General features: G+C 64.2%; 24 protein-coding genes and 1 riboswitch. Of the genes, 19 read left to right on the top strand and 5 right to left on the bottom strand.

The features are described from left to right. Positions 1 to 45: 45 nt before the first annotated feature. From M2S36_RS00470 to M2S36_RS00400, 15 genes are all read left to right on the top strand, one after another. Positions 46 to 1,440 carry an ethanolamine ammonia-lyase subunit EutB gene (locus tag M2S36_RS00470; protein WP_013970694.1) on the top strand — a complete coding sequence of 465 codons (1,395 nt, stop codon included), beginning with the start codon at positions 46 to 48 and terminating at the stop codon, positions 1,438 to 1,440. 8 nt (positions 1,441 to 1,448) lie between these two features. Next, positions 1,449 to 2,267, top strand: a complete 819-nt coding sequence (gene eutC, locus M2S36_RS00465; RefSeq protein WP_207832788.1) for an ethanolamine ammonia-lyase subunit EutC — start codon at positions 1,449 to 1,451, stop codon at positions 2,265 to 2,267. A 108-nt stretch (positions 2,268 to 2,375) separates the two neighbouring features. Beyond that, entirely contained in the window at positions 2,376 to 2,834 is a 459-nt protein-coding gene (locus M2S36_RS00460; RefSeq protein WP_207832785.1) for a GNAT family N-acetyltransferase, read from the top strand. Positions 2,835 to 3,082: 248 nt separating this feature from the next. After that, entirely contained in the window at positions 3,083 to 3,730 is a 648-nt protein-coding gene (locus M2S36_RS00455) for a DedA family protein (RefSeq protein ID WP_207832783.1), read from the top strand. Positions 3,731 to 3,738: 8 nt separating this feature from the next. Next, positions 3,739 to 4,554 (top strand): zinc-dependent peptidase, encoded by an 816-nt coding sequence (locus M2S36_RS00450; RefSeq protein WP_023660929.1) that lies wholly within the window; start codon positions 3,739 to 3,741, stop codon positions 4,552 to 4,554. Between the two features lie 93 nt (positions 4,555 to 4,647). Continuing rightward, the gene (gene ppa, locus M2S36_RS00445; RefSeq protein WP_003255365.1) at positions 4,648 to 5,175 is read left to right on the top strand and encodes an inorganic diphosphatase; all 528 of its coding nucleotides are present in this window, start codon (positions 4,648 to 4,650) and stop codon (positions 5,173 to 5,175) included. A gap of 369 nt (positions 5,176 to 5,544) precedes the next feature. After that, a complete protein-coding gene (locus M2S36_RS00440) occupies positions 5,545 to 6,246 on the top strand; it encodes a LexA family transcriptional regulator (protein WP_207832780.1) in 702 nt (233 codons plus the stop codon). Between the two features lie 430 nt (positions 6,247 to 6,676). After that, complete coding sequence (locus M2S36_RS00435) at positions 6,677 to 7,828, top strand: efflux RND transporter periplasmic adaptor subunit (RefSeq protein ID WP_207832778.1); 1,152 nt, start codon at positions 6,677 to 6,679, stop codon at positions 7,826 to 7,828. Further along, positions 7,825 to 8,511, top strand: a complete 687-nt coding sequence (locus M2S36_RS00430; protein ID WP_333956471.1) for an ABC transporter ATP-binding protein — start codon at positions 7,825 to 7,827, stop codon at positions 8,509 to 8,511. Before M2S36_RS00435 ends, M2S36_RS00430 begins: the two co-directional genes overlap by 4 nt. Further along, positions 8,511 to 9,722 carry an ABC transporter permease gene (locus M2S36_RS00425; RefSeq protein WP_233688203.1) on the top strand — a complete coding sequence of 404 codons (1,212 nt, stop codon included), beginning with the start codon at positions 8,511 to 8,513 and terminating at the stop codon, positions 9,720 to 9,722. The genes M2S36_RS00430 and M2S36_RS00425 overlap by 1 nt, the downstream gene beginning before the upstream one ends. Further along, complete coding sequence (locus M2S36_RS00420) at positions 9,722 to 10,918, top strand: ABC transporter permease (protein WP_333956470.1); 1,197 nt, start codon at positions 9,722 to 9,724, stop codon at positions 10,916 to 10,918. The genes M2S36_RS00425 and M2S36_RS00420 overlap by 1 nt, the downstream gene beginning before the upstream one ends. Positions 10,919 to 11,314: 396 nt before the next feature. Beyond that, entirely contained in the window at positions 11,315 to 13,084 is a 1,770-nt protein-coding gene (locus M2S36_RS00415) for a copper resistance system multicopper oxidase (protein WP_233688205.1), read from the top strand. Positions 13,085 to 13,098: 14 nt separating this feature from the next. Then, on the top strand, positions 13,099 to 13,398 hold the full coding sequence (locus M2S36_RS00410; RefSeq protein ID WP_233694721.1) for a hypothetical protein: 300 nt from the start codon (positions 13,099 to 13,101) through the stop codon (positions 13,396 to 13,398). Beyond that, positions 13,388 to 14,350: a copper resistance protein B gene (locus M2S36_RS00405; RefSeq protein WP_333956469.1), complete on the top strand. Its 963-nt coding sequence runs from the start codon at positions 13,388 to 13,390 to the stop codon at positions 14,348 to 14,350. Before M2S36_RS00410 ends, M2S36_RS00405 begins: the two co-directional genes overlap by 11 nt. Positions 14,351 to 14,359: 9 nt before the next feature. Continuing rightward, positions 14,360 to 15,037 carry a c-type cytochrome gene (locus M2S36_RS00400; RefSeq protein ID WP_233688207.1) on the top strand — a complete coding sequence of 226 codons (678 nt, stop codon included), beginning with the start codon at positions 14,360 to 14,362 and terminating at the stop codon, positions 15,035 to 15,037. A gap of 70 nt (positions 15,038 to 15,107) precedes the next feature. Here M2S36_RS00400 and M2S36_RS00395 read toward each other — a convergent pair whose 3' ends face one another. Beyond that, on the bottom strand, positions 15,108 to 15,371 hold the full coding sequence (locus M2S36_RS00395) for a DUF3077 domain-containing protein (protein WP_207832764.1): 264 nt from the start codon (positions 15,369 to 15,371) through the stop codon (positions 15,108 to 15,110). A gap of 653 nt (positions 15,372 to 16,024) precedes the next feature. Next, positions 16,025 to 17,230 (bottom strand): RtcB family protein, encoded by a 1,206-nt coding sequence (locus tag M2S36_RS00390; protein ID WP_233694718.1) that lies wholly within the window; start codon positions 17,228 to 17,230, stop codon positions 16,025 to 16,027. Positions 17,231 to 17,321: 91 nt separating this feature from the next. Further along, a riboswitch (FMN riboswitch) is annotated at positions 17,322 to 17,463 on the top strand. An 80-nt stretch (positions 17,464 to 17,543) separates the two neighbouring features. On the opposite strand from M2S36_RS00390, the gene ribB reads away from it, so the two are divergent. The 4 genes from ribB (at position 17,544) to dxs (ending at position 21,601) form a co-directional block, all read left to right on the top strand. Further along, complete coding sequence (ribB, locus tag M2S36_RS00385) at positions 17,544 to 18,194, top strand: 3,4-dihydroxy-2-butanone-4-phosphate synthase (RefSeq protein ID WP_207832758.1); 651 nt, start codon at positions 17,544 to 17,546, stop codon at positions 18,192 to 18,194. A gap of 207 nt (positions 18,195 to 18,401) precedes the next feature. Next, the gene (locus M2S36_RS00380; RefSeq protein WP_003255380.1) at positions 18,402 to 18,644 is read left to right on the top strand and encodes an exodeoxyribonuclease VII small subunit; all 243 of its coding nucleotides are present in this window, start codon (positions 18,402 to 18,404) and stop codon (positions 18,642 to 18,644) included. Further along, on the top strand, positions 18,641 to 19,528 hold the full coding sequence (gene ispA / locus M2S36_RS00375) for a (2E,6E)-farnesyl diphosphate synthase (RefSeq protein ID WP_207832755.1): 888 nt from the start codon (positions 18,641 to 18,643) through the stop codon (positions 19,526 to 19,528). Before M2S36_RS00380 ends, ispA begins: the two co-directional genes overlap by 4 nt. Positions 19,529 to 19,705: 177 nt before the next feature. Continuing rightward, positions 19,706 to 21,601 carry a 1-deoxy-D-xylulose-5-phosphate synthase gene (gene dxs, locus M2S36_RS00370; RefSeq protein ID WP_063911072.1) on the top strand — a complete coding sequence of 632 codons (1,896 nt, stop codon included), beginning with the start codon at positions 19,706 to 19,708 and terminating at the stop codon, positions 21,599 to 21,601. Between the two features lie 118 nt (positions 21,602 to 21,719). Here the strand turns inward: dxs and M2S36_RS00365 are convergent, their stop codons facing one another. Genes M2S36_RS00365 through ribA form a run of 3 tightly spaced genes read right to left on the bottom strand, consistent with a single transcriptional unit; the run spans position 21,720 to position 23,565 of the window. Further along, positions 21,720 to 22,532 (bottom strand): cobalamin-binding protein, encoded by an 813-nt coding sequence (locus M2S36_RS00365; RefSeq protein WP_207832753.1) that lies wholly within the window; start codon positions 22,530 to 22,532, stop codon positions 21,720 to 21,722. Continuing rightward, complete coding sequence (locus tag M2S36_RS00360) at positions 22,532 to 22,951, bottom strand: hypothetical protein (protein ID WP_063911070.1); 420 nt, start codon at positions 22,949 to 22,951, stop codon at positions 22,532 to 22,534. Before M2S36_RS00360 ends, M2S36_RS00365 begins: the two co-directional genes overlap by 1 nt. Next, positions 22,948 to 23,565, bottom strand: coding sequence for a GTP cyclohydrolase II (ribA, locus tag M2S36_RS00355; RefSeq protein ID WP_003260612.1), 618 nt, complete (start codon positions 23,563 to 23,565; stop codon positions 22,948 to 22,950). The genes M2S36_RS00360 and ribA overlap by 4 nt, the downstream gene beginning before the upstream one ends. Positions 23,566 to 23,694: the final 129 nt, after the last annotated feature.

Raw genomic sequence — 23,694 nt, 5'->3', positions numbered from 1 at the left:
CGCCGCCACCCGCCGCGGGGCAACCCGCGGCTCTGGAGAGTCTGTATGGCAAGTTTCGTACACACGGTCGGCCACCTGGTCTACCGCTTCGACAGCCTCAAGGAAGTGATGGCCAAGGCCAGCCCCGCCCGCTCCGGGGACTACCTGGCGGGCGTTGCGGCCAGCAACGACGGCGAACGGGTCGCCGCGCAGATGGCCCTGGCCAATATCCCGCTGACGCATTTTCTCAATGAAGCGCTGATCCCCTACGAAGATGATGAAGTCACGCGCCTGATCATCGACACTCACGATGCCCAGGCCTTCGCCCCGGTCAGCCACCTGACCGTGGGTGGCCTGCGCGACTGGCTGCTGAGCGAAGAGGCCAACGAGGACAGCCTGCGCAGCCTGGCGCCAGGGCTGACGCCGGAAATGGCCGCCGCGGTGTCGAAGATCATGCGCGTGCAGGACCTGGTGCTGGTGGCGCAGAAGATCCGCGTGGTCACCCGCTTCCGTGGCACCATGGGCCTGCGCGGGCGCCTGTCGACCCGGCTGCAGCCCAACCACCCGACCGACGAGCCGGCCGGCATCGCCGCCAGCATTCTGGACGGCCTGCTGTACGGCAACGGCGACGCCATGATCGGCATCAACCCGGCCACCGACAGCATCGCCTCGATCTGCGCCCTGCTGGAAATGCTCGACGCCATCATCCAGCGCTACGACATCCCCACCCAGGCCTGCGTGCTGACCCACGTCACCACCTCGATCGAGGCGATCAACCGTGGCGTGCCACTGGACCTGGTGTTCCAGTCCATCGCCGGCACCGAGGCGGCCAACGCCGGGTTCGGCATCAACCTGAACGTGCTGCAGGAAGGCTACGAGGCGGGCCTGTCGCTGAAACGCGGCACCCTCGGGCAGAACCTGATGTACTTCGAAACCGGCCAGGGCAGCGCGCTGTCGGCCAACGCCCACCATGGCGTCGACCAGCAAACCTGTGAAACCCGCGCCTATGCCGTGGCCCGCCACTTCAAGCCGTTCCTGGTCAACACCGTGGTCGGTTTCATCGGCCCGGAGTACCTGTACAACGGCAAGCAGATCATCCGCGCCGGCCTCGAAGACCACTTCTGCGGCAAGCTGCTCGGGGTGCCGATGGGTTGCGACATCTGCTACACCAACCACGCCGAAGCCGACCAGGACGACATGGACACCCTGCTGACCCTGCTGGGCGTGGCCGGGATCAACTTCATCATGGGCATCCCCGGCTCCGACGACATCATGCTCAACTACCAGACCACCTCGTTCCACGACGCGCTGTACGCGCGCCAGACCCTGGGCCTGAAGCCCGGGCCGGAATTCGAGGCATGGCTGGCCCGCACCGGCATCTTCACCCAGGCCGATGGCCGGGTGCGCTTTGGTGACAACCTGCCGCCGGCCTTCCGTCAGGCCTTGGCACAGCTTGCATAGGGATGACCATGGACCACCGCACGCCTACCCCCGACAACCCTTGGCTGGCCCTGCGCAACCTGACCCCGGCGCGCATCGCCCTGGGCCGTACCGGCACCAGCCTGCCGACCGGGGCGCAGCTGGACTTCCAGTTCGCCCATGCCCAGGCCCGCGACGCCGTGCACCTGGCCTTCGACCATGCCGGCCTGGCTACCCAGCTGAGTGACCGCGGGCGCGAAAGCCTGGTGCTGCACAGCGCCGCCAGCGACCGCAACCAGTACCTGCAACGCCCGGACCTGGGGCGGCGCCTGAGCGAAGATTCGGTTGCCGCGCTGCGCGAGCACGCCCAGGCCAACCCCGGTGGGGTCGACCTGGCCATCGTCGTCGCTGACGGCCTCTCGGCCCTGGCCGTGCACCGCCACACCCTGCCCTTCCTCGCGCGCTTCGAGGAGCAGGCCGCCGCCGACGGCTGGACCAGCGCCCCGGTGGTGCTGGTGCAGCAGGGCCGCGTGGCAGTGGCCGACGAGATCGGTGAACTGCTGGGCGCACGGATGACTGTGATGCTGATCGGCGAACGGCCGGGGCTCAGTTCGCCCGACAGCCTTGGCCTGTATTTCACCTATGCACCGAAGGTGGGCCTGACCGATGCCTACCGCAACTGCATTTCCAACATCCGTCTGGAAGGGCTGAGCTATGGCATGGCAGCGCACCGCTTGCTGTACTTGATGCGTGAAGCCTGCCGGCGCCAGCTTTCCGGGGTGAATCTGAAAGACGAAGCCGAGGTCCATAGCCTGGAGAGTGAACACAGCACCGGCCAGAAAGGTAATTTCCTGCTCGGCAAAGGGTAAAAAACATGTCACGGAAGGCGGATTGCACTTGCCCCGCGCATTGGGCAGCATGCCCTTGAAAGCTGCTGGCAATCCGCTGTTTCCCCTAACGGACTCTGAGGGCCGCACATGCGCATCATCAAGGCAACCCTGGAACACCTCGACCTGCTCACGCCGATGTTCGTCAAATACCGTGAGTTCTACGGGCAGCTCCCCTACCCCGACAGCTCGCGCAGCTTCCTGGAAAAGCGCCTGAAGCGGGATGAGTCGGTGATCTACCTGGCGCTACCCGATGATGACAACGGCAAACTGCTGGGCTTCTGCCAGCTGTACCCGAGCTTCTCGTCGCTGTCGCTGAAGCGGGTATGGATTCTCAACGATATCTACGTGGCCGAGGACTCGCGGCGCATGCTGGTGGCCGACCACCTGATGCGCGAGGCGAAGAAAATGGCCAAGGAAACCAATGCCGTGCGCATGCGGGTGTCGACCAGCGCGGACAATGAGGTAGCGCACAAGACTTACGAATCCATCGGGTTTCGTGAGGATAACGAGTTCAAGAGCTATATCCTGCCAATCAGCCAGGATTGACTGTGCTGGCCTCTTCGCGGGTGAACCCGCTCCCACAGGGATCGCGACGCATCTGAAATCGATGCTGTACCTGTGGGAGCGGGTTCACCCGCGAAGAGGCCGGAACAGGAATACCCCTGCCGTAACCCCCCGCTACAAACTCCCCGGGCATGATCCTGACTTAGCCGTATAATGGCCCACCTGTCATGTGTGAAAATTTACCCATCCCCAGGTAACCGAGCCTACGCCCAAGAACACAGGTGCTGTACATGGATTTCAACCCGCTGGACCTTATCCTGCATCTCGATGCCTACCTCGATCTGCTGGTCACCAACTACGGTCCCTGGATCTACGCCATCCTCTTCACCGTGATCTTCTGTGAAACCGGTCTGGTGGTCATGCCCTTCCTGCCCGGCGATTCGCTGCTGTTCATCGCCGGCGCCGTGGCCGCCGGTGGCGGCATGGACCCGGTCCTGCTGGCCGGCCTGCTGATGGCCGCCGCGATCCTCGGCGACAGCACCAACTACGTGATCGGCCGCACGGCCGGCGAGCGGTTGTTCAACAACCCCAACTCGAAGATCTTCCGTCGCGACTACCTGCAGCGTACCCACGACTTCTATGAACGCCACGGCGGCAAGACCGTGACCATGGCGCGCTTCCTGCCTATCCTGCGCACCTTTGCACCGTTCGTCGCCGGCATCGCCCACATGCACTACCCGCGCTTCCTCGGTTTCAGCGTCGCCGGTTCGCTGCTGTGGGTCGGCGGCCTGGTTACCCTGGGCTACTTCTTCGGCAACGTGCCATTCATCAAGCAACACCTGTCGCTGATGGTGGTAGGCATCATCATCCTGTCGCTGGTGCCGATGATCCTCGGCCTGCTGCGTAGCCGCCTGGGCCGCACGGCCAAGGCGCACTAAGCCTGCCAATGTGGTCGTTCAGCGCCTGGCGGCGCAAGCGCACCCTGGCGCGCTACCCCATCCCCCCCCAGCAATGGCAGGCCGTGCGCGAGCGCCTGCCGATGCTGGACGGCATCACTGACGAAGAAGATCGCTGGCTGCGTGAAGCCTGCATCCTGTTCCTGCTCGACAAGCACCTCACCTGCCTGCCCGGCGTCGAGCCGGACGACGAGCAGCGCCTGTTGCTGGCGGCCCAGGCGCAGTTGCCGCTGCTGCACCTGGGCGAGCTGAACTGGTACCAGGGTTTCCACGAAATCATCCTCTACCCCGACGACTTCAAGAGCCCCCAGCGCCACCGCGATGCCAGTGGCGTCGAGCACGTATGGGACGGCGAGCACAGCGGCGAGGCCTGGCAACAGGGCCCGATCATCCTCGCCTGGAGCGGCGTGCTGGCCAGTGGGGGCTGGGAGGCCTACAACCTGGTCATCCATGAGCTGGCGCACAAGCTCGACATGCTCAATGGCGATGCCAACGGCCTGCCGCCGCTGCACAGCGGCATGCCTGTGGATGAATGGGCAACCGCCATGCAACAGGCCTATGACGACCTCAACCGCCAGCTGGACGCCAACCCCGACGCCGAAACCGCCATCGACCCGTATGCCGCGGAAAACCCCGCGGAGTTCTTTGCCGTCACCAGCGAGTACTTCTTTAGTGCACCCGACCTGCTGCAACAGGCTTATCCACAGGTCTACCGCCAGTTGTCGCTGTTCTACCGCCAGGACCCGCTGGCGCGCCTGTGCCGGCTGCAGGCCGAACACCCGGAATACCGCGAAAGCCACGCCTGACGGGGCCGCACATCAGGCCAGGCGTGGCATGCCCATGCAGAATGTGCCTATAATCGCCGCCACTTTTTTGGTCAAACACGGGGGCACTGCCCAATGAGCTACAGCAAGATTCCGGCGGGCAAAGACCTGCCGAACGACATCTACGTCGCCATCGAAATCCCGGCCAACCACGCGCCGATCAAATACGAGATCGACAAGGACAGCGATACCCTGTTCGTCGACCGTTTCATGGCTACCCCGATGTTCTACCCAGCCAACTACGGCTTCATCCCGAACACCCTGGCCGATGACGGTGATCCGCTGGACGTGCTGGTCGTTACCCCTTACCCGGTAGCTCCAGGTTCGGTTATCCGCGCCCGTCCGGTCGGCGTGCTGAACATGACCGACGACGGCGGCGGCGATGCCAAGGTCATCGCTGTTCCTCACGACAAGCTGTCGCAGCTGTACGTCGACGTGAAGGAATACACCGACCTGCCAGCCCTGCTGATCCAGCAGATCGAGCACTTCTTTGCCAACTACAAAGATCTCGAGAAGGGCAAGTGGGTCAAGATCGAAGGCTGGGAAGGCGCTGACGCCGCCCGTGCCGCGATCACCAAATCGGTTGCTGCCTACAAGGGCTGATACCGGTTGCATGAAGAACCCCGCCCTGGCGGGGTTTTTTTATGCCTGATGGATGGCTGGCCGCCCTGGCACTGGATGACCTGCCTGCGCAGCACTTTTGTGGGAGCAACTGTCTTGCTCAAACTCTAAATGCTGGCGCGATCCCTGTGGGAGCGGGCGTGCCCGCGAACACCGGCGCAGCCGGTGCCAGCTACCGCGTTGGCCTCTTCGCGGGCACGCCCGCTCCCACAGGAACCGCGCACTTGCTTGGGAAAGTAATAAGTCCTACGCAGTCCTACGCCAACGCCCTACAAACAGGCGCTTTTCACACAAGCCCCATCAACATCCGGTTCATATCCTTGCTGGCACCCCGCCGCTACACTCGCCGCCATGAACACATCCGGCGACCGCCTCAAAGCCCTGCTCCACGAATGTGGCCTGACCCCTTCCGATTTCGCCGCCCAGCGCAGCGTCACACCCCAGCACGTCAACAACTGGTTCAAGCGCGGTGTGCCCCTGGCCCGGCTGGACGAAATGGCCGACCTGTTCTGCGTGCATCGTCGCTGGTTGCGCACGGGCGAAGGGCCCAAACACCACAACCCGATCCTGCGCAACTGCCCGCCAGGGCCGGCGCCCGCCAACCCGCCCACGCCACTGTCGGCGCAAGGCGGCCGGGCACTGAAGGTGCCCTTTTACGAACTGCACAACGGCCTGCTGTCACCTGTGGCCAGCAAGCACCTGTGCCTGCCCGCAAAAGCCCTGAAAGTGTTGGGTGTGCATGCCGACAACGCCATCTGCCTGGCCATGCCCGCCAGCAACATGACCCCGCTGATTCCGCTGCAGGCCACCCTGGCCATCGACCTGGGCATGACCCGGGTGGTCGAGGGCGAAACCTATGCCCTGCTGCACAACGGCGCGCTCCGGGTGAACAACCTCAGCCTCGGCCAGCACGGCACGCTGTACCTGCACAGCCATGACCGGCGCACCTATGCGGTAGAACGCTACACCGCCGCCCAGCGCCAGGCACAAGGGCTGGAAATTCTGGGCTGGGTGTTCCACTGGTCGCATTTCCGCCAGCAACGGCCCGGCTGAAACAACCTGTGCCATTTTTTGCTGGGCATCCTGCGCGCGCCCTTGTATGCTACGCCGCACATTCAGCCCCGACCGGCGCGAGCCGCGGTCCAGAGGGCTCGGCGATATCCCACACGGGCATCTGCCATCTCTTTCAGGCCTTTGATGGCCACACAGTTAAGGCGATTGCGGCTTACCATAAATTAGTCGGAAGCGTCCCCGAGAAGCCGGCCACAAGCCGGCTTTTTAATGCCTGAAGAAAAGCCATTGTGATTCTCTGCAACCTTCCTATGGCTGGGAAATCGCAGTTGCGAGAGCGAAAATAATCTCATTCGCCATTTATCTGACACTACCCTGACGCTCATCTGAAAATCGTCGGATAAATGACGTTTCGCGTGGAGCTTTCATCCTCCTGTTCTAGGCTCAAGCCATATGGGAAAAGGTGTAGTCCATGCGCAAATTATTGATTGGCTCGTCGATACTGGCTTGTCTGGTGGTGCTGGGTGGCTGGTTGAGTCGACCGCAGCCGTTGCCGGTCAGGCTGCTGGAGGTTGAGCGGGGGCCGGTGGAAACGGTGGTGGCCAATACGCGCGCGGGTACGCTGAAGTCCTGTCGACGCTCGCACCTGTCCTTCAATGTCGGCGGCCAGGTTGCCGAGTTGCAGGTCAGCGAGGGCCAGCGGGTCCAACCGGGCCAGGTGCTCATGCGCCTGCGCCAGGACGAGCAGCTGGCCAGGCTGCAGGAGGCCGAGGCGCGGCTGGAGGCCCAGCGCAACACCCGCGAACAGCGCTGCCAGCAAGCGCTCCTGGACCGGCGCGACCTTGATCGCCTGGGCCAGCTGGCCGACCGCAAGCTGATTGCCGCCGATCGTCTGGACCAGGCCGCGACCAAGGCCAACCTGGCGAAGCTGATGTGCAGTGCCAGTGCCGTGCTGATCCGCGAGGCCGACGCCAGCCTGCAGCTGCAGCGTTCACTGCTGGAGCAGACGACCCTGCGTGCGCCATTTGCCGGCGTAGTCGCAGAAATCAACGGCGAACTGGGTGAGTTCGTCACCCCTTCGCCGCCGGGTATTCCCACACCACCGGCGGTCGACCTGATCGACGACAGCTGCCTGTATGTCGAGGCACCGATCGATGAGGTGGACGCTGCCCGGGTTCACCCCGGCACCGCCGTGCGGATCAGCCTGGATGCCTTCCGTGGCCAGCATTTCACCGGCCGCGTCAGCCGCATCGCACCCTATGTGCGTGAATTGGAGAAGCAGGCGCGTACCGTCGATGTCGAGGTTCGCTTCGACCAGCCGCCGTCAGACCTGGCCCTGCTCACCGGCTATAGCGCCGATGTCGAGATCCTCCTGGAGCAGCACGCAAGTGCTTTGCGCATCCCCACCGAAACCCTGCTGGAGGGGCAGCGTGTGCTGCGATATGACCCGAGCGCCCGGGTGTTGCGCGAGGTGCAGGTACAAACCGGGTTGAGCAACTGGCGCTGGACCGAGGTGCTCGCCGGGCTCGACGAGGACGCGCGTATCGTCGCCAGCCTCGAGCAGGAGGGGCTCAAGGATACCGTGGCGGTGATCCCGCTGGATGCCACGGAGACCGAAAAATGATCCGCCTGCGCGGCGGCAGCCGCAGCTTCCAGCTGGGCGAACAACGGGTGATGGGGCTGGACGGCCTGGACCTGGACATCGCAGCCGGTGACTACATGGCGGTGATGGGCCCTTCGGGCTCGGGCAAGTCGACCCTGCTGAACATCCTTGGCCTGCTCGATGCGCCGAGCGCCGGCGAGTACTGGCTGCAGGGCGAGGCTACGGCGGCGCTGAGCGAGGCGCGCCGCGCCCAGTTGCGCAGCCGACTGATAGGCTTCGTTTTCCAGTCCTACCACCTGATCGCACGGCTGACGGTGCTGGAAAACATCGAGCTGCCGATGGTCCTCGCCGGCATCGGTGCGGCGCAACGGCGCAAGCGCAGCAGCCAATTGGTGGCCCGCCTGGGGCTGGGCAATCGCCTTGCCCACCGCCCGGCCGAGCTGTCCGGTGGCCAGCGCCAGCGCGTCGCGATCGCCCGGGCGATGGTCATGCAACCGGCGCTGTTGTTGGCCGACGAGCCCACCGGCAATCTCGATAGCCAGGCCGGCGCCGAGGTCTTCAGCCTGCTGGAAGAGCTCAACGGCGAGGGTCTGACCCTGATAGTGGTGACCCACGACGCCAGCCTTGGCGCCCGCGCACAGCGCCAGCTACACATGCGTGACGGACGCATCCACAATATTGCGCCGCAGCGGGCGCTGGCCTGATGCGCGCTGCCGATGCCCTGGGCTTCTGGCTCGGCGCTTTGCGTGGGCACCGCTCGCGCAGCCTGATGCTACTGCTGGCCATCGCCATCGGGGTGGTGGCGGTCAACCTGCTCACCGGCCTTGGCGCTGGGGCGCGGGCCTTTGTGCTGAACGAGTTCTCGCTGCTCGGGCGCGACATCCTGATCGTTTTCCCGGGCCGCAAGGAAACCACGGGGCGAATGCCCCCGCTCACCGGCCTGACGCCGCACGAATTGACCTTGCAGGATGTCCAGGCCATCACCCGGCTGCCGGGCATCCGCCGGGTCGCGCCGCAACAGGCCGGGCAGATGGAGGTGATAGTCGGCAACCGCAATCGTGAGGTGCTGACCCTGGGCACCACCCGGGACTTCTTCGCCATTCGCCAACTGACGGTCGTCCAGGGCCAACCCCTGCCGGCGCTGGACCCTGAACAGGCCGAGGCCGTCTGCGTGATCGGCGGCAAACTCCGGCGCGAGCTGTTCGGCGAACGCCCGGCCCTGGGTGAATGGTTGCGCGCCGGCGACCGGCGCTTCCGGGTGGTCGGTATCCTCGGTGAGCGGGGCGAATCCCTGGGCATGGATTTCGCCGAGATGTTGATCATCCCGGTGGCCAGTGCCCAGGCCTTGTTCAATAGCGAAGGGTTGTCGCGGGTGTTTGTCGAGGTGCATGGTCCGAGCGTTCTCGACCGTAGCAAGCGCCTGATACTCGCCGCGCTCAAGGAGCGCCACGAGGGTGAGGAAGACGTCACCCTGGTCAGCCAGGACAGCCTTCTCAGCGCCTTCGACCACATACTCGCGGTGCTGACCCTGGCGGTGGCCGGGATTGCCGCGATCAGCCTGGTGGTGGCAGGCATCCTGATCATGAACGTGACCTGGATTGCGGTGAGCCAGCGCAGCGCCGAGATCGGCCTGCTCAAAGCCATAGGCGTGACGGCGGCGCAGCTGCGCCTGCTGTTCCTCGGCGAGGCGGCGCTGCTGGCCCTGACGGGGGCGCTGGCGGGGCTGCTGCTGGCCGAAACCTTGCTCTGGCTAGGGCGCCTGGCGTTCGATCTGCCGCTCTATGCACCCTGGTGGGCGCGGGCTGGCGCAGTACTGCTGGCACTCGGCACGGCACTGCTGTTCGCCTGGCTGCCGGCCGCTCGGGCCTCGGCGCTGGAGCCGGTGGCGGCGCTACGCCCGCCGGGAGCGCACTGATGCGCTGGCAAGATGGTCTCCGGCTGACCAGCTCGGCGCTGACCTGCCGCCCCTTGCGCAGCCTGCTGACCCTGCTCGGGGTAGCGATCGGCATAGCCGCCGTGGCGCTGCTCACGGCCATCGGCGAGGGCGTGCGCGGCTATGTGCTGGAGAACTTCTCGCAGTTCGGTACGCGGATCATCACCGTGCGCCCGGGCAAGACCCAGACCAGCGGCCTCGGCGGCCTGCTCGGCAGCGTACGGCCACTGACCATCAGTGACACCGATGCCCTGCGGCGCTTGCCGCATGTCGAGGCGGCTGTGCCGATCATTCAGGGTAGCGGGGATGTCCAGTTCGGCCAGCTGAGCCGGCGCAGCGACATTCTCGGTGGTGGCCATCAATTGGCACAGGCCTGGCGCATGCAGCTGAGCCTGGGCGAGTTCCTGCCCGCGGCCCGTGACGGTCGTTCGCCGCCCTATGTGGTGCTCGGCCATCAGCTGCGTGCCGAGCTGTTCGGTGCGCGCAATCCGCTGGGCGAGTTGATTCGCGTCGGCGGCGTGCGTTTCCGGGTGATCGGCGTGATGGAAAAGAAGGGCCAGTTGCTCGGTTTCAACCTCGACGATATCGCCTACATCCCGGTGGATTGGGCGCAAAGCCTGTTCAACCGCACCGGGGTGGTCAAAGCCCATGTAGTGTTCGGCGCAGGCACCACTTCAAAGGCGTTGAGCCGGCAGATTCGCGAGGTGCTTGGCGAACGGCACGGCGCGGAGGACTTCAGCCTGACCACCCAGGATGACATGCTGCGCAGCTTCAACCGCGTGCTCGGCACCCTGAGCCTGGCCATCGGTGCCTTGGGGGGTATTTCGCTGTTGGTTGGCGCGGTCGGCATTCTCACCATCATGACGACTGCTGTGGGCGAGCGCACGGCGGAAATCGGCCTGTTGCGGGCGATTGGCGCCAGCCCGCGGCAGGTGCTCGGGCTGTTTCTCGCCGAAGCGACGCTGCTGTCCATGGCCGGTGGCTTGCTTGGCCTGCTGTTGATGGGCCTGCTGCTCGGGCTACTGCACCTGGCCATGCCGAGCCTGCCCTTGGCGCTGCATCCGCTGTTTCTGCTACTGGCGCTGCTGCTGGCGGCGGTGCTGGGGGTTCTCGCCGGCCTGGCTCCGGCATTGCGGGCCGCCCGCCTGCATCCGGTGGCGGCGCTACGCAGTGAGTAGCGGCCAGGCCAATGAGCCGTACGCTGCAGGAAGATTTCTACAGGCTTTACTGGGGCTGCTTTGCAGCCCTTCGCGGGCACGCCCGCTCCCACAGGACTGCACATAACTCATTGAATTAGCAGGGGCCTTGTGGGAGCGGGTTTACCCGCGAACACCGGCATAGCCGGTGCCATATATCGCGTCGCATTCTTCGCGGGTGAACCCGCTCCCACAGGGTGCGCGGCGCGCTTACTGAATTTGACCCACCGCAAGCTGACAGAAAAGTAATCTGAAGCTCAGCCAGCTGACAGCGCAGATCAGCTAGCGTGAAGGAAGATTGTGGGGCTTCTCGACCCACAGGCTGGGCATTCACCCGCCTGAATACCAGCAACTTTTCGACTGACTGGACGCAACGGCATGCAAAGCAAAACCACCAGACGCTCCTTCGTCAAAGGCCTGGCCGCTACCGGACTACTTGGCGGGCTGGGCATGTGGCGCACGCCGGTCTGGGCCGTGACCAGCCCCGGCCAACCGAATGTGCTGAGCGGCACCGACTTCGACCTCTACATCGGTGAGCTGCCGGTCAACATTACCGGCGCTGCGCGCACAGCGATGGCCATCAACGGCTCCATACCCGGGCCCATTCTGCGCTGGCGCGAAGGCGATACCGTCACGCTGCGTGTGCGCAACCGCTTGCAGCAGGACACCTCCATTCACTGGCACGGCATCATCCTGCCGGCGAACATGGACGGCGTGCCGGGCCTGAGCTTCCATGGCATCGCCCCCGACGGCATGTATGAGTACAGGTTCAAGGTCCAGCAGAACGGCACCTACTGGTACCACAGCCACTCCGGTTTCCAGGAGCAGATCGGGGTGTACGGCGCCCTGGTCATCGATGCAAAAGAGCCTGAGCCATTCACCTATGACCGAGACTATGTGGTCATGCTCAGCGACTGGACGGATGAAGACCCTGCCCGGGTGCTGTCCAAGCTCAAGAAGCAGTCCGACTATTACAACTACCACAAGCGCACGGTGGGTGATTTCGTCAACGACGTGAGCGAAATGGGCTGGTCCGCTGCGGTAGCCGACCGCAAGATGTGGGCCGAGATGAAGATGAGCCCCACCGATCTCGCCGACGTGAGCGGTTACACCTACACCTACCTGATGAACGGCCAGGCCCCGGACGGTAACTGGACGGGCGTGTTCAAGCCGGGCGAGAAAATCCGCCTGCGCTTCATCAACGGCTCGGCCATGACGTATTTCGATGTGCGAATTCCCGGCCTGAAGATGACGGTTGTCGCGGCGGATGGGCAGCATGTAAAGCCCGTTTCGGTCGACGAGTTCCGCATCGCCGTTGCCGAAACCTACGACGTCATTGTCGAGCCCGAGAACGAGCAGGCTTACACCATTTTCGCTCAATCCATGGACCGCACCGGGTATTCCAGGGGCACCCTGGCTGTTCGCGAAGGCTTGCAAGCCCCTGTTCCAGCTGTCGATCCACGGCCGATCATTTCCATGAGCGATATGGGCATGGACCATGGCGGTATGGGTGGAATGGACCACGGCAGCATGGCTGGCATGGATCACGGCGACATGGCTGGCATGGACCACGGCAGCATGGCCGGCATGGACCATGGCAACATGGCTGGCGCCAACGCAGCCATGCAGAGCCACCCAGAATCCGAGACCAACAACCCCCTGGTCGACATGCAGACGATGACCCCTACGCCAAAACTGGGCGATCCGGGCATCGGGCTGCGTGACAACGGCCGCCGTGTGCTGACCTATGCGGACCTGCGCAGCACCTTCCCGGACCCGGACGGCCGCGCGCCAGGTCGCACAATCGAGCTGCACCTCACCGGCCACATGGAAAAGTTCGCCTGGTCCTTTGACGGCATCAAGTTTTCCGATGCCGAGCCATTGCGCCTCAAGTATGGCGAGCGCCTGCGCATCACCCTGGTCAACGACACCATGATGACTCACCCCATCCACCTGCATGGCATGTGGAGCGACCTGGAGGATGAGAACGGCAACTTCATGGTGCGCAAACACACGATCGACATGCCGCCTGGCTCAAAACGAAGCTACCGCGTCACTGCAGATGCTTTAGGACGTTGGGCCTATCACTGTCACCTGCTGTTCCACATGGAAATGGGCATGTTCCGCGAAGTCCGTGTGGACGAATGAACTGGAGATCCGAGATGAGCAAACCAATGAAACGAAGCGCGTTTTTCCTTTCTGCTGCAATGGCCGGCCTGTTTGCCGTTTATGCCCCGTCATCATGGTCCGACGGCGAGCAGCCTGCCGATGCCGCAAAAGCCAAGGGCACCCAAGGCATGGACCATGGTGCGATGAAGGGCATGGATCACGGCGCCATGAAAGGGATGGATCACGGCTCGATGAAAGGTATGGACCATGGCTCGATGCAAGGCATGGACCACGGCAAGATGATGCAATCGCATGGCAGCGATAAAGCTAAGGCAGGGAAAGATGCTCAATAGCCTGGCACGACCATCGCTGCTGGCATTGACCGTTTCGCTCGGCGTGCTGGGGGCTGCGCCCAGCTTCGCCGCTGAAGAAATGGACCATTCGACGATGGACCACGGCAAGATGGATCATGGCAGCATGCAGGGCATGGACCACGGCACCATGGATCATGGGGCTATGGACCATGGAGCCATGAACCATGGAGCGATGGACCATTCGAAAATGAACCACGGCTCGGCGGATACGCCGACGACCAGCCGTACCCCGATCCCGGTGCTGACCGATGCCGACCGCCAGGCGGCCTTCCCGCCGTTGGGCGGGCATCAGATGCACGACAGTGCGATCAACAGCTTCTTCCTGCTGGATCAGCTCGAGTACCAGGATGCCGATGAAGGCAGCACGCTGGCCTGGGATGCTTCTGGCTGGATAGGCGGCGATATCAACCGTCTGTGGATCCGCTCCGAAGGTGAACGCACCAACGGTGTCACCGAGGATGCCGAATTGCAGCTGCTGTACGGCCGCTCGATCAGCCCATGGTGGGATGTGGTTGCCGGGGTGCGCCAGGATTTCAAGCCTGAATCTCCCCAGACCTGGGCGGCGTTCGGTATCCAGGGCATGGCACTTTACGACTTCGAGGCCGAAGCCACTGCGTTCATTGGTGAGAACGGCCAGACTGCCGCGCGCCTGGAAGGCGACTACGACATTCTGCTGACCAACCGCCTGATCCTGCAGCCAACCGCTGAAGCCAATTTCTATGGCAAGAACGACCCTGGGCGCGGCGTGGGCTCCGGCCTGGCCAATACCGAAGTCGGGCTGCGCCTGCGCTATGAAATTGTCCGCCAGTTCGCCCCCTACATCGGCGTCACCTGGAACCGCTCCTACGGCAAAACCGCCGATTTCATCCGCGACGAGGGTGGTGATGTGGATGAAGCGCGTTTCGTGGCCGGTATTCGCCTGTGGTTTTGAGAGCCAGACATGAAAAAAACAATAACAACGCTTGTTGCAGCAGGCGCAGTGGCCAGTGTGGCCGTGCTGGGTGCCGCGTACTCCGGCCTGGTCAATGTCGGAGCCGATGATCCCCATTTCCCCGCCGTGCATGCCTTTCTGGCCATGGCACGGGAGCGTTCGATCGCAGTGCGGGCCAGGGACATCGAGGTGCCAGACCTGAAAGATGAAGCGCTGATTCGTACCGGCGCCGGTAACTACAATGCCATGTGCATCGGTTGCCACCTCGCCCCCGGCGTCGAGAACACCGAGCTCAGCCAGGCTCTGTATCCATCACCCCCCAACCTTGCCAGGAGCGGGATCAGTGGCGACCCTGCGGCTGCGTTCTGGATCATCAAGCACGGCATCAAGGCCTCCGGCATGCCGGCCTGGGGCAAAAGCATGGGTGATGAATACATCTGGGGCATCGTCGCCTTCCTGGATCAGCTACCCCAGTTGAACGCCCAACAGTACAAGACAATGGTCACGGCCAGTGGCGGCCACCAGCATGGTGGTGGCGAAAGTGAAATGCACAACCATGAAGGCCAGCACGGCGACAACGTGCCTGACCACCATGGCGAGCAGGCCTCGGGCGCAGGCCATCATGATGAGGGGCATTCAAAGGCGCATACTCATCGCGATGGCAAGCAGCACATGCATAAAGACTGAAGGCAGCTTCGCGGGCCAACAGGTGTATACCGACAGGTTTGCAGCGCCTATGAGACCTGAAAGCAAACACTCACTGCTTCATGCCCAACTCAGCATCATCCATCAGCGCCTTGGCCATCGCACTCAGGTAGTGCGCAGCCCAGATCATCATCGGTTTCTCATCCATCAGGCCGGTGATGGTCAGTTCGTGGACATAGCCCATCAACTCTGAGGACTGCTCGCGGGCATCGCGGCAGGGGATGCCGGGCTCGATGCGGAACAGCGGGTGGGTGCCGTTTTCGCCCTGGTAGAAGGTGGTTTTGCCGACGGTGAACTGGGTGTCTTCTGTGGTCATTGTTGAATCCCCCTGAAATTTCTCGAGTGCCTGGGCCGGCCCTTTCGCGGGTGAACCCGCTCCCACAGGAGCTGTGCAAGTCTTGAAGCTTGTAATGAACCTGTGGGAGCGGGTTTACCCGCGAAGAGGCCCGCCCAGACAACACATCACTCAAGCCTCAGTGCAAAGTCCGAGTCTCAATGGCCTGAGGCACAACGGTCGCAACACACAGCGCATAGTCCGTGGCCTGGATCAGGGTGTCTTCAAGGGAATGAATAACGTGGGGTGGATCGGGAACAATCTTAAGCATGGTGAGGTTCTGAATTGACTGGCTAGAACCGCCACTCATTACCTGCAGTGTGATGGGTGGCGGCCACGTACAGGTCTGCAAGACCGGCAGAGAACGAAACCGGCAGGTTCGAAAACCTCCCGTACGCAGCCACCATCAAACGCGCGCAATGGCATGCCATTGGCTATTGGTGATCGGTAATCGTTCTCTGAGCGGGCTTGCAGGCCCGGTCGCTGATTTGCCAACGACAGGGCCACACTAGGCCGCCAGGAACACCACCGCAATGGCTCAAGGGCGCTAGGAAGCTATTTCAGCAACGCCCTACGCGCAACGGGAAAAATCTGATTATTACCGGCGCGATTGAGGGGATGTCGCGGTAAACCTGTCAGCCCTTCACACACACCACCTGCCGCAAGGTGTGCACCACCTCCACCAGTTCCTGCTGCGCGCGCATCACCGCATCGATGTCCTTGTAGGCCATGGGTATCTCGTCGATTACCTCCTTGTCCTTGCGGCATTCCACATGCGCCGTGGCCCGCCGCTGGTCTTCCACGGTGAAGCGGCTCTTGGCCTTGGTCCGGCTCATCAACCGGCCGGCACCATGGCTGCAGGAACAGAACGCTTCCTCGTTGCCCAGCCCCCGCACGATGAAGCTCTTGGCCCCCATGGAACCCGGAATGATGCCCAGCTGCCCCTTCTGCGCCGACACCGCGCCCTTGCGCGTCACCAGCACCTCTCGGCCAAAATGCTGCTCGCGCTGCACATAGTTGTGGTGGCAGTTCACCGCTTCCAGGCTGGCCTCGAACGGTTTGCCCAGCGCCTTGCGCGCCGCGCCGACCACCGCCAGCATCATCAGCTCGCGGTTCTGCCTGGCGTAGTCCTGCGCCCACTCCACCGCTTCGACATAGTCGGCGAAATGGCGGCTGCCTTCCTCGAAGTACGCCAGGTCCTTGTCCGGCAGGTTGACCAGGTGCTGGCGCATGTCGGCCTGGGCCAGTTCGATGAACAGGTTGCCAATGGCATTGCCCACGCCCCGGGAGCCGCTGTGCAACATGAACCAGACGCGGTCGGCCTCGTCCAGGCACACCTCGATGAAATGGTTGCCACCGCCCAGCGTCCCCAGGTGATGGCGGTTATTGGTCTTCTCCAGCCGCGGGTACTTGTCGGTGATGGCCTTGAAGCGCCCGGCCAGTTGCCCCCAGGCCTTGTCCGCCTTGGCTGGCACATCGGCCCAGGCGCCCTGGTCACGTTTGCCGAAGGTCTTGCCGTGTGGCACGGCGTGTTCGATGGCACTGCGCAGGCCATGCAGGTTGTCCGGCAGGTCGCGGGCGTGCAGCGACGTGCGCGCGGCGATCATGCCGCAGCCGATGTCCACACCGACCGCGGCGGGGATGATCGCGCCAACGGTGGGAATGACGCTGCCGATGGTCGAGCCCTTGCCCAGGTGCACGTCGGGCATCACTGCCAGGTGCTTGAAGATGAACGGCATCCTGGCCGTGTTGAGCAGTTGCTTGCGGGCGTCGTCTTCGACAGGTACGCCATCGGTCCACAACTTGACCGGCTTGCCGCCGGCGACCTGGAGAATGTTCATGCGGCTGTTCCTCGAATGCATACCGGCATGATACCGCCAAAGGTCGTAGGGCCGCGGGTTGCCAGTGGGGTGGCTATGTGCTGTATGCTTGACCGGTCTTCAGGGCGGGGTGAAAGTCCCCACCGGCGGTAAATCGAAAGATGAGCCCGCGAGCGCCCCGGCCATGCCGGGGGTCAGCAGATCTGGTGAGACTCCAGAGCCGACGGTCATAGTCCGGATGAAAGAAGGCGTCAGGCAGGGGCCATCCGGGCGCCCCTGCGCGCGCATTTTGTTCGCCCCGAGACGTTCATCGATCATTCACGAGGAGCGTTTCATGTCCACCATGCACCACCCGCAATTCCCCAATGTCAGCGCCGCCATCGCCGCCTTCAAGGCCGGGCGCCCTGTGCTGCTGCTCGACGACGACGACCGCGAGGACGAAGCGGACATCATCGCCGCCGCCGAGAACATCTCGCTGCAGACCATGGCCATGATGATTCGCGATTGCAGCGGCATCGTCTGCCTGTGCCTGGACGAGGCCACCGTCGACGAACTGCAACTGGCACCCATGGTGCAGAACAACCAGGCCCGCCATGGCACCGGCTTCACCGTCACCATCGAGGCGGCGGAAGGTATCACTACCGGGGTTTCCGCCCAGGACCGCATCACTACCATAAGCGCGGCACTGCGCTCCACCGCGGAGCAGCGCCATATCGTCAGCCCGGGGCATGTGTTCCCGCTGCGCGCCCGCAATGGCGGGGTGCTGACCCGCCGTGGCCACACCGAAGGCTCGGTGGACCTGGCGCGCCTGGCCGGGTTGCGCCCGGCGGCGGTGCTGTGCGAACTGATGAACCCCGATGGCACGATGGCCCGTGGCGAGCAGGTGGCGGTGTATGCGCGGCAGTACAATTTGCCGGTGCTGACCATCGAGGAACTGGCGCGGTACCGTGAAGCCATGCTGGAGCGGGAAGCAGAGCCAGCCTGATCCACCGCACGGGGCCGCTTTGCGGCCCATTCGCGGGTAAAACCGCTCCCACAGGGACCGCGCAGACTCGGAACCGGCGCAGTACCTGTGGGAGCAGGTTTACCCGCGAAGAGGCCGGCAAGTCCAACCTCAGGCTGCCGGAAGTTTGCTCCCCCCGCCCCGCTCTGCTAGTGTCGCGCCGTTCTGAATGCCACCGAGACAGTCGCCATGGCCCGCAAAAAAGCCTCCCTCGATTTCGAGCAATCCCTCGCAGACCTGCAAGCACTGGTCGAGCGCCTGGAGAACGGCGAGTTGTCGCTGGAAGAGTCGCTGGCCGCCTTCGAGCAAGGCATCGCCCTGACCCGTGATTGCCAGGGCGCCCTGGCCCAGGCCGAACAGAAGGTGCAGATCCTGCTGGAACGCGATGGCGAACTGGCTGCCCAGCCCTTCGACGCGGAGCCGGAAGCATGATCGGCACCTACCAGGCCAGCTGCCAGGCACGGGTCGACGCCGCCCTCGAACCGTTGTTCGTCGCCCCGACCAAGGAGCTCGCACGCCTTTACGCCGCCATGCGCTACAGCGTGATGAACGGTGGCAAACGCGTCCGCCCGCTGCTGGCCTACGCGGCCTGCGAAGCCTTGGGCGCCCCGGCCGAACAGGCCAACGGCGCAGCCTGTGCGGTGGAACTGATCCACGCCTACTCGCTGGTGCATGACGACCTGCCGGCCATGGACGACGACGACCTGCGCCGCGGCCAGCCGACCACCCACAAAGCCTTCGACGAAGCCTGCGCGATCCTCGCCGGCGACGGTTTGCAGAGCCTGGCCTTCAGCGCCCTGCTCGACCCGCGCCTGAGCCCGCAGGCCGACAGCATTCGCCTGGCCATGGTCCAGGCCCTGGCCAAGGCGGCCGGCCCGGCAGGCATGGTCGGTGGCCAGGCCATCGACCTGGGCTCGGTGGGCCTGAAGCTGGACCAGCAGGCGCTGGAGTTCATGCACCGGCACAAGACCGGTGCGCTGATCGAAGCCAGCGTGCGCCTCGGTGCCCTGGCCAGCGCCCGCGCCGAACAGGCGCAACTGGATGCCCTGCAGACCTACGCGCAAGCCATCGGCCTGGCGTTTCAGGTGCAGGACGACATCCTTGATGTGGAAAGCGACACCGCCACCCTGGGCAAACGCCAGGGGGCTGATATCGCCCGTGACAAACCGACCTACCCTGCGCTGCTGGGCCTGGAAGCGGCCAAGGCCTATGCAATCGAACTGCGCGACCAGGCGCTGGTCGCACTGAGTGGGTTCGGCGACAAGGCCGAGCCGCTGCGGGCGCTGGCACGCTACATCGTCGAACGCCGCAATTAAGCAACGACACCAATCCCTGTAGGAGCGGGTTTACCCGCGAATGCGATGTTGAGTTTACCGCCGCATTCGCGGGTAAACCCGCTCCCACAGGGGCCGCGTAACCCGTGGTTGAATGGGCAGTATTTCCTACAATGGGGTAAACTGCCGCCTCTTCACACACCTATAACGACTCGCCTGATGCCCACGACGTTTCAAGAGATCCCCCGCGAACGCCCGGTCACGCCGTTGCTCGACCGCGCTGACACGCCTGCCGGCCTGCGCCGGCTGGCCGAAGCCGACCTGGAGACCCTGGCCGACGAACTGCGCCAGGAACTGCTCTACACCGTGGGTCAGACCGGTGGGCATTTTGGTGCCGGCCTGGGCGTCATCGAGCTGACCATCGCCCTGCACTACGTCTTCGACACCCCCGACGACCGGCTGGTGTGGGACGTGGGTCACCAGGCCTACCCGCACAAGATCCTCACCGGGCGCCGTAACCGCATGCTCAGCCTGCGCCAGAAGGACGGCATCGCCGCCTTCCCGCGCCGCAGCGAGAGCGAGTACGACACCTTCGGCGTCGGCCACTCCAGCACCTCGATCAGCGCCGCGCTGGGCATGGCCATTGCCGCCCGCCTGCAGAACAGCGCTCGCAAGTCGATCGCGGTGATCGGCGACGGCGCACTGACCGCCGGCATGGCCTTCGAGGCGTTGAACCACGCCCAAGAAGTCAACGCCGACATGCTGGTGATCCTCAACGACAACGACATGTCGATTTCGCGCAATGTCGGTGGCCTGTCCAACTACCTGGCCAAGATCCTCTCCAGCCGCACCTACGCGAGCATGCGCGAAGGCAGCAAGAAAGTGCTGTCGCGCCTGCCGGGCGCCTGGGAAATCGCCCGCCGCACCGAAGAGTACGCCAAAGGCATGCTGGTGCCGGGCACCCTGTTCGAAGAACTGGGCTGGAACTACATTGGCCCGATCGACGGCCACGACCTGCCGACCATGATCGCCACCCTGCGCAACATGCGTGACCTCAAGGGCCCGCAATTCCTGCACGTGGTGACCAAGAAGGGCAAGGGCTTCGCCCCGGCCGAGCTCGACCCGATCGGCTACCACGCCATCACCAAGCTGGAGCCGGCCGACAAGCCCGCCGCACCGAAGAAAGCCAGCGGCCCGAAATACTCTGCGGTGTTCGGCCAGTGGCTGTGCGACATGGCCGCCGCCGACAACCGCCTGGTGGGCATTACCCCGGCAATGAAGGAAGGCTCCGACCTGGTCGATTTCAGCGAGCGCTACCCGGAGCGTTACTTCGATGTGGCCATCGCCGAGCAGCATGCCGTGACCCTGGCGGCCGGCATGGCCTGCGAGGGTAGCAAGCCGGTGGTGGCGATCTACTCCACCTTCCTGCAGCGCGCCTACGACCAGCTGATCCACGACGTGGCAGTACAGAACCTCGACGTGCTGTTCGCCATCGACCGCGCCGGCCTGGTCGGCGAAGACGGCCCGACCCACGCGGGCAGCTACGACCTGTCGTACCTGCGCTGCATCCCGGGCATGCTGGTGATGACCCCAAGCGACGAAAACGAGCTGCGCAAGATGCTCAGCACCGGCCACCTGTACAACGGCCCGGCGGCTGTGCGCTACCCACGTGGCACCGGCCCGAACGCGCCGATCAGCGGTGACCTGCAGCCGCTGGAAATCGGCAAGGGCGTGGTCCGTCGCCAGGGCGAGAAAGTCGCCTTGCTGGTGTTCGGCGTGCAACTGGCCGAGGCCATGCAGGTAGCTGAGCAGATCAACGCTACCGTGGTCGACATGCGTTTCGTCAAACCGCTGGACGAGGCACTGGTGCTGGAGCTGGCCGCAAGCCATGAGCTACTGGTGACCATCGAAGAGAACGCCATCATGGGCGGTGCCGGTGCGGCTGTTGGTGAGTTCCTGGCCAGCCAGGCGATCGTGAAACCGCTGCTGCACCTGGGGTTGCCGGACATCTATGTCGAGCACGCCAAACCTGCGCAGATGCTGGCTGAGTGTGGGCTGGATGCGGCCGGGATCGAGGCTTCGGTGAAGGCTCGGATGGCCAGGCTCGGGTTGTAATCCCTGGGGCCGCTTTGCGGCCCTTTCGCGACACAAGGCCGCTCCCACAAAGGTCGTGCAAGCAGTCCCTGTGGGAGCGGCCTTGCGTCGCGATCGAGGGCGCAGCCCTCGCAAAAGCTCACTTGGACGTTGGCGCTTTAGCCTCGAGCAGCGCACACAAGCGCGCCGTAGCTTCGATCATCTGCCCACTGGGCCGCTCCAGGCCTTTGTCGGGCACCACCAGCAAACGATCATCGGCAACCGCACGCAATTGCGGCCAGGCCTTCCAGCTCGCCAGCTGCGCTTCATCACCCGCCAGAATGACCTGCGGGTTGCGCAGCAGCACAGATTCCACATTGACCTGCGGCGCCGGCTGGGTGAGATCGGCGAAGACGTTACGCGCCCCGCACACGGCCAGGGCATCGCTGACCACCTGCCGGCCACCGAGCGTATACAGCGGTCGGTCCCATACCTGGTAGAACACCTGCAAAGGCTCGTCACGTCGATACTGCTGGCGCAGCTGCCGCAGCCGGTCACGCAGGGCCTGGGCATACCGATGGCCTTGGTCGGCACGGCCGATACGCCCGGCGATGGCTTCGATCTGCTCGATCAGCTGGTCGATATCATGGGGTTCGGCGCTGAAGGTGGCGATGCCCAGGCGCTTGAGCTGGTCGCGTTGGGCCGGTGGCACGCTGCCCGGCCACAGCAGCAACAGGTCGGGGCGCAGGCTGAGCAGGCGCTCCAGGTCCAGTTGCCCCTGGCGCCCCACCGAGGGCAACCCGCGCAGCGCCGCCGGCCGTTCGCCACCGTCGAGCACACCTACCAGCAGATCATCGGCCTGCAGTTCGAGCATGATCTCGCTCATCGATGGGGCCAGGCTGACCACCCGCAGGGGTTCACCGGCCAGTGCGGAGCAGGCGAACAGCGCCAGCAGGCCGGGCAGCAGGCGCATCAGCCGAGCTGGCGGGGAATGCGATAGAGGTACAGCACCACCACGGAGGACAACGCCAGCAGGATCTGCGGCACCACCTCCAGGCCGACCAGCACCGACAGGGCGGCGACCCAGGCCGGGAAGCAGGCATACAGCATGGCCAGGCGCCGCACCCGCGCCAGTTCGATCCAGGCGGCTGGCTCTTCGCCAGTGCCGAGCACCTTTGAGGTGGCAATGAGGGCGTGCTTGTAGGCACCGAAGCGCGGCAAGCTAAGGAACATGGTCGCCGCGCCGGCAATGAACAGTGGCATGGCCAGCACCGAGGCCAGCGCATCACCGCCACCGAAGGCCCAGGCCATCACCGGCAGCGGCACCAGGCCCACCGCCAGGTACTGCCACCAGGCCAGCGCCAGGCGCCGCTTGACCTCGGCGCGGGTCACGCCTGGGGCACCTCGCCCTGGTGCTCGTTACCCAGCATGTGGCCCAGCTTGCCGGCCTTGGTCGCCAGGTAGTAGCGGTTGTGCGGGTTGTGCCCGGTGTGCAGCGGTACGCGCTCGGCGACAACGATGTTCATGTCGGTCAGGGCTTTGACCTTGCGCGGGTTGTTGGTCATCAGGCGCAGCGACTTCACGCCCAGGTGCTCCAGCATCGGCAGGCACATGGCGTAGTCGCGCTGATCGGCGGCGAAGCCCAGGCGCTCGTTGGCCTCGACAGTGTCGGCGCCACCATCCTGCAACTCGTAGGCGCGAATCTTGTTCAGCAGGCCGATGCCACGGCCTTCCTGGCGCAGGTACAGCAGCACGCCACGGCCTTCACGGGCGATGGCTTGCAGCGCGGCTTCCAACTGCGAGCCGCAGTCGCAGCGCTGGCTGAACAGGGCATCGCCGGTCAGGCACTCGGAGTGCAGGCGCCCCAGCACCGGCTGGCCGTCCGCGATGTCACCCAGGCTGAGCACCACATGCTCACGGCCAGTGGCTTCGTCAAGGAAGCCATGCATGGTGAAGGTCGCGAAGGGAGTCGGGAGTTTAGAGGCGGCAACAAAGACGACGGGCACGTTGTGCTCCTGGAATAAGTTGAAAATTTCTCGTGGGCCGATTGTATCAGCAGGTTGGGGGATGTGGGCTGGCTGAATACCGTGGCTTAAGATCGAAAAGTTCGATGCTTAGCAGAGGTCTGTACTCAA

The sequence above is a fragment of the Pseudomonas sp. SF2 genome (genome assembly GCF_036858055.1).
In the GTDB taxonomy this organism is placed as follows: Bacteria; Pseudomonadota; Gammaproteobacteria; order Pseudomonadales; family Pseudomonadaceae; genus Aquipseudomonas.
Note: the sequence above shows the minus strand (reverse complement) of the source record. Positions and strands in the feature narration are given on the sequence as shown.

Bases quoted from the DNA above. Each gene is read 5' to 3' on its own strand.
- M2S36_RS00470 (WP_013970694.1), top strand. From the start codon at position 46: ATGGCAAGTTTCGTACACACGGTCGGCCACCTGGTCTACCGCTTCGAC.
- eutC (WP_207832788.1), top strand. From the start codon at position 1,449: ATGGACCACCGCACGCCTACCCCCGACAACCCTTGGCTGGCCCTGCGC.
- M2S36_RS00460 (WP_207832785.1), top strand. From the start codon at position 2,376: ATGCGCATCATCAAGGCAACCCTGGAACACCTCGACCTGCTCACGCCG.
- M2S36_RS00455 (WP_207832783.1), top strand. From the start codon at position 3,083: ATGGATTTCAACCCGCTGGACCTTATCCTGCATCTCGATGCCTACCTC.
- M2S36_RS00450 (WP_023660929.1), top strand. From the start codon at position 3,739: ATGTGGTCGTTCAGCGCCTGGCGGCGCAAGCGCACCCTGGCGCGCTAC.
- ppa (WP_003255365.1), top strand. From the start codon at position 4,648: ATGAGCTACAGCAAGATTCCGGCGGGCAAAGACCTGCCGAACGACATC.
- M2S36_RS00440 (WP_207832780.1), top strand. From the start codon at position 5,545: ATGAACACATCCGGCGACCGCCTCAAAGCCCTGCTCCACGAATGTGGC.
- M2S36_RS00435 (WP_207832778.1), top strand. From the start codon at position 6,677: ATGCGCAAATTATTGATTGGCTCGTCGATACTGGCTTGTCTGGTGGTG.
- M2S36_RS00430 (WP_333956471.1), top strand. From the start codon at position 7,825: ATGATCCGCCTGCGCGGCGGCAGCCGCAGCTTCCAGCTGGGCGAACAA.
- M2S36_RS00425 (WP_233688203.1), top strand. From the start codon at position 8,511: ATGCGCGCTGCCGATGCCCTGGGCTTCTGGCTCGGCGCTTTGCGTGGG.
- M2S36_RS00420 (WP_333956470.1), top strand. From the start codon at position 9,722: ATGCGCTGGCAAGATGGTCTCCGGCTGACCAGCTCGGCGCTGACCTGC.
- M2S36_RS00415 (WP_233688205.1), top strand. From the start codon at position 11,315: ATGCAAAGCAAAACCACCAGACGCTCCTTCGTCAAAGGCCTGGCCGCT.
- M2S36_RS00410 (WP_233694721.1), top strand. From the start codon at position 13,099: ATGAGCAAACCAATGAAACGAAGCGCGTTTTTCCTTTCTGCTGCAATG.
- M2S36_RS00405 (WP_333956469.1), top strand. From the start codon at position 13,388: ATGCTCAATAGCCTGGCACGACCATCGCTGCTGGCATTGACCGTTTCG.
- M2S36_RS00400 (WP_233688207.1), top strand. From the start codon at position 14,360: ATGAAAAAAACAATAACAACGCTTGTTGCAGCAGGCGCAGTGGCCAGT.
- M2S36_RS00395 (WP_207832764.1), bottom strand. From the start codon at position 15,371: ATGACCACAGAAGACACCCAGTTCACCGTCGGCAAAACCACCTTCTAC.
- M2S36_RS00390 (WP_233694718.1), bottom strand. From the start codon at position 17,230: ATGAACATTCTCCAGGTCGCCGGCGGCAAGCCGGTCAAGTTGTGGACC.
- ribB (WP_207832758.1), top strand. From the start codon at position 17,544: ATGTCCACCATGCACCACCCGCAATTCCCCAATGTCAGCGCCGCCATC.
- M2S36_RS00380 (WP_003255380.1), top strand. From the start codon at position 18,402: ATGGCCCGCAAAAAAGCCTCCCTCGATTTCGAGCAATCCCTCGCAGAC.
- ispA (WP_207832755.1), top strand. From the start codon at position 18,641: ATGATCGGCACCTACCAGGCCAGCTGCCAGGCACGGGTCGACGCCGCC.
- dxs (WP_063911072.1), top strand. From the start codon at position 19,706: ATGCCCACGACGTTTCAAGAGATCCCCCGCGAACGCCCGGTCACGCCG.
- M2S36_RS00365 (WP_207832753.1), bottom strand. From the start codon at position 22,532: ATGCGCCTGCTGCCCGGCCTGCTGGCGCTGTTCGCCTGCTCCGCACTG.